General features: G+C 48.8%; 4 protein-coding genes. All 4 read right to left on the reverse strand.

From position 1 onward, the window contains the following. Window positions 1-734: phage major capsid protein (locus RRY12_12795; protein MEG2185551.1), on the reverse strand; the 734-nt coding region annotated here is incomplete at its 3' end. A 17-nt stretch (window positions 735-751) separates the two neighbouring features. After that, the gene (locus RRY12_12800; GenBank protein MEG2185552.1) at window positions 752-1,441 is read right to left on the reverse strand and encodes a Clp protease ClpP; all 690 of its coding nucleotides are present in this window, start codon (window positions 1,439-1,441) and stop codon (window positions 752-754) included. After that, window positions 1,438-2,610, reverse strand: a complete 1,173-nt coding sequence (locus RRY12_12805) for a phage portal protein (GenBank protein ID MEG2185553.1) — start codon at window positions 2,608-2,610, stop codon at window positions 1,438-1,440. Before RRY12_12805 ends, RRY12_12800 begins: the two co-directional genes overlap by 4 nt. Before the next feature lie 12 nt (window positions 2,611-2,622). Next, on the reverse strand, window positions 2,623-3,020 hold a 398-nt coding region (locus tag RRY12_12810; protein MEG2185554.1), incomplete at its 5' end, for a terminase TerL endonuclease subunit.

Consider the following 3,020-nt stretch of genomic DNA (forward strand, 5'->3'; position numbering starts at 1 on the left):
GGTACGCCCTGTCCCTGTGCTATGGCCGTTGCAAGTGCTGCACCAATTTTATCCGCGATATTTGTTCGGATATAAATCAGGAACGCGTCCGTGGCCATCTCCTTCAGCGTGTAGGAGATAGGAATAACCTTTGACAGCGGATAACCCTTAAGCTCAAGGCTTCCCGTTGTGTCAGCGGAGTCATTAAGCGTATCGGCTTCGCCGTACCACGCAGCATCTCCGGCCGATGTTTCTTTGGGATACGTCACGTATCCCTTAACGTTGGTCATATTTACGGCTGCCAGAATGGGATGTCCAACGGAGGCTTCCGTGAATATCTCGCTCATCAGTGTTGTCGGAATTACGGCCGTGTGTGATGATGTCGTCTGTGTCGCGTCGAGGGGGTTAAATATGTCAAAAACACGCTGCTCTTCGTTAGTCAGATTGCGGCCCTGAAGGCGTTTTGCAAAAACTGTAGGATATGCTGCAACCACGCACAAAAAAGCCGCAAAAAGCCTATCGATGACCTCTCCCTTTATTGATGCCGAACTACCGGTAACGGCAAGGTTAACAATCTTCTTCTGTTCCAGTGCGGTGATATTTGCCAGCTCCTTCATCTCATCCTCAAACTGCGCATCAAGAGCTTCTATCTGTGCACGTGTCTTTCTGGCCGTTTCCAGATCGCCGGAAGTAACCGCGTCGTTTGCGACTTTCATAAGTCCGTCGCGCTGGGTCTTGTACTCATCTTTTTTCATAATAAAAGATTCCTCCTTTAAATTTTCTTAAGGTCAAGCATTCGGATTCGTTCTCTTTCAAGAGCAAGTCCGACTGCATTTCTAAGTGATTGAGGCGCGTGGTCCAGATAAGGACCCTGATAGACGGCTGCAGGTTCCGCAATAGCTTCTGCGACCGTGATATTGAAATACTTTGCTGCCTCTTCCGCGGAAAGCCACGTTTCGGCTGAATAAAGCTCCTTCACAGCGTCAATGCTTACTTCCTGCTTAAGCGCTTTTTCGTAAACCGAAAGAATAGCGTTATCGCAGGATTCAAGGATTTCAGCGTACTTCCTCAATTCGCCGGAATTGCCGCCAGCATAAGCCGAGGCTGGATGGATCATGAGAAAAGTATTCCGCGGCATAATAAGTTCATCGCCGCAGAGAGCTATGACAGAAGCGGAGGAGGCGGCAACTCCATCAACATGACATATCTTGCGGCCGACGTGCCTTCGCAGCATATTGACGATGGCCATTGCAGCGAACACCGCGCCGCCCGGGCTGTTAATATAGATATTCAGCGTCTTGCCGGTGACACCATTCAGAAAGTTTCTAATGTTCTCGGGGTACTGGTCCGCATTGTCCCAAGCCCCTAACCATGAAGAAACTATCGAGCCGTAGAAATAGAGGTCTGCCGATGTCGACGAAACATTTTTTATTTCAAGCATCTTGTCGAGCTCGTTTTTCATTCGCTGTTACCTCCTTTCTGTACGGGTTCAGTGTCAAGTCGCCTTATCGCCTTGTCGCCGCCCTCGATAGGCGGAAGATTAAGCACGCGGCGCCATTCGTTTGGTGTCATTGCTCCGCGGTCAACCATAGCCTGCAAGGCGAGCTTTGTGCTCATTGATGCGTATTGCAGGTTTGTAGACGCGAATATTATCTTGTTGCCAAAACCGCGTTCGCGGCGGCTGAAAATCTTCCTGGAAAATTCGTTGCTCATCTGAAGAGATACCGGCTCAATTACAGATTCGTAATAGGCGTTCCATTCGTCTTCCGTGTATGAAGAGGTAATGATCTTTTCATTCGTGTTGAAAAATGTGTATATCCTCTTTACGGCGTTCGTCCATTGGACGGCGTTTGGTACGTAGTCAGTCGGCGTAACCGGAAGAACGTCAGATTTTGCATCCACGCCGGCGACACCTATACGAGTGCTTTTGTTGGATAGAAAACTATCTATAAATTCGTCGACACTCGCTTTAATATCCTCAGGTTTGAAATTGCCGGCGAACTTTAAAATATAACGCAGCATTCCGCCGTTCTTTACAGCAGTGACAATACTGCTGTCGATACTGCCGACGACTTCCATAACAGGCCGAAGCGTGTCCATATTAGACTCACCGAAAAGGTCGTTTGTTGAAAAGTCCGTCCGCAGATGGATGATATTCTCATAAGGCACGGTGAGTTCTTTTCCAGATCCAAGCCAGAAGCGAAGGAACAAATTCATATCGGCATCATAAATAGCTTCTGCGTTATACGCCGCGATGGGGTATATCTGCGAAGCATACCCGCCCGCGTCCCGAACAATGAGGGCGAAAGCGTTATTATTCAGCGCAAGCAGCGTAGCAAGTTTTTCCTGGAGCATTTGCCCGGTCATCATTGGATTTGGCTCATCGAGCAGTGCTTTGATATAACGGTCTGGGTTCACTTTGATGTTCTCGCCGTTATCGCGTATCTGCTGCGCGTCTAACTTGCCTATGCTGCGGGCAAAGGGTCGGATGCACGAGCGCACCACGTCAGACTGATATATTTTCCCGTTCCAGGAATAGACCCCGTTGCCGCGCTCCGTGACCAGCTTAGCCATCGAAACAGGAGTAGGGGAGCGAACGAAGATATTACGGAACTTTTCTAAAACAGACATGTTATTCTCCTCCTATAACAGCGCAATATAATCAGACCTGTGACGCTCAAGCTGGACGTATGCGTCTAGCAGCGCCGCAGCTCCGTCAATGCGCTTGCGCGCATCTAGCTTGCAGGGCTGAATATTGTCATTTTTATCAATGTCGATACTTACGTTTGAAAGACACCATTTCATGATCGGATTGTTGTTGTAATTTATAAGCTTACATTCAAGGTCCGCGGCCATAATCTTCATCGGCGCGGAAAGCGTCTTTTTGCCCTGGTGCACGGCCTCCGGCGTCTGTTTGCCGTAAAGGTCACGAAGCTCTTGGACAAAGTATTCGGCGCTCCATGCGTCATAGCCCAGGCTATAAATATAAAGTCCATGCCCGACGCGCAGTTCTTCAAACCACTCAACAATAAAGCGGTAGT

The sequence above is a fragment of the Cloacibacillus sp. genome (genome assembly GCA_036655895.1).
Classification (GTDB): Bacteria; Synergistota; Synergistia; order Synergistales; family Synergistaceae; genus JAVVPF01.

Coding starts and splice junctions, on each gene's coding strand:
- RRY12_12805 (MEG2185553.1), bottom strand. CDS start 2,610: ATGTCTGTTTTAGAAAAGTTCCGTAATATCTTCGTTCGCTCCCCTACT.
- RRY12_12800 (MEG2185552.1), bottom strand. CDS start 1,441: ATGAAAAACGAGCTCGACAAGATGCTTGAAATAAAAAATGTTTCGTCG.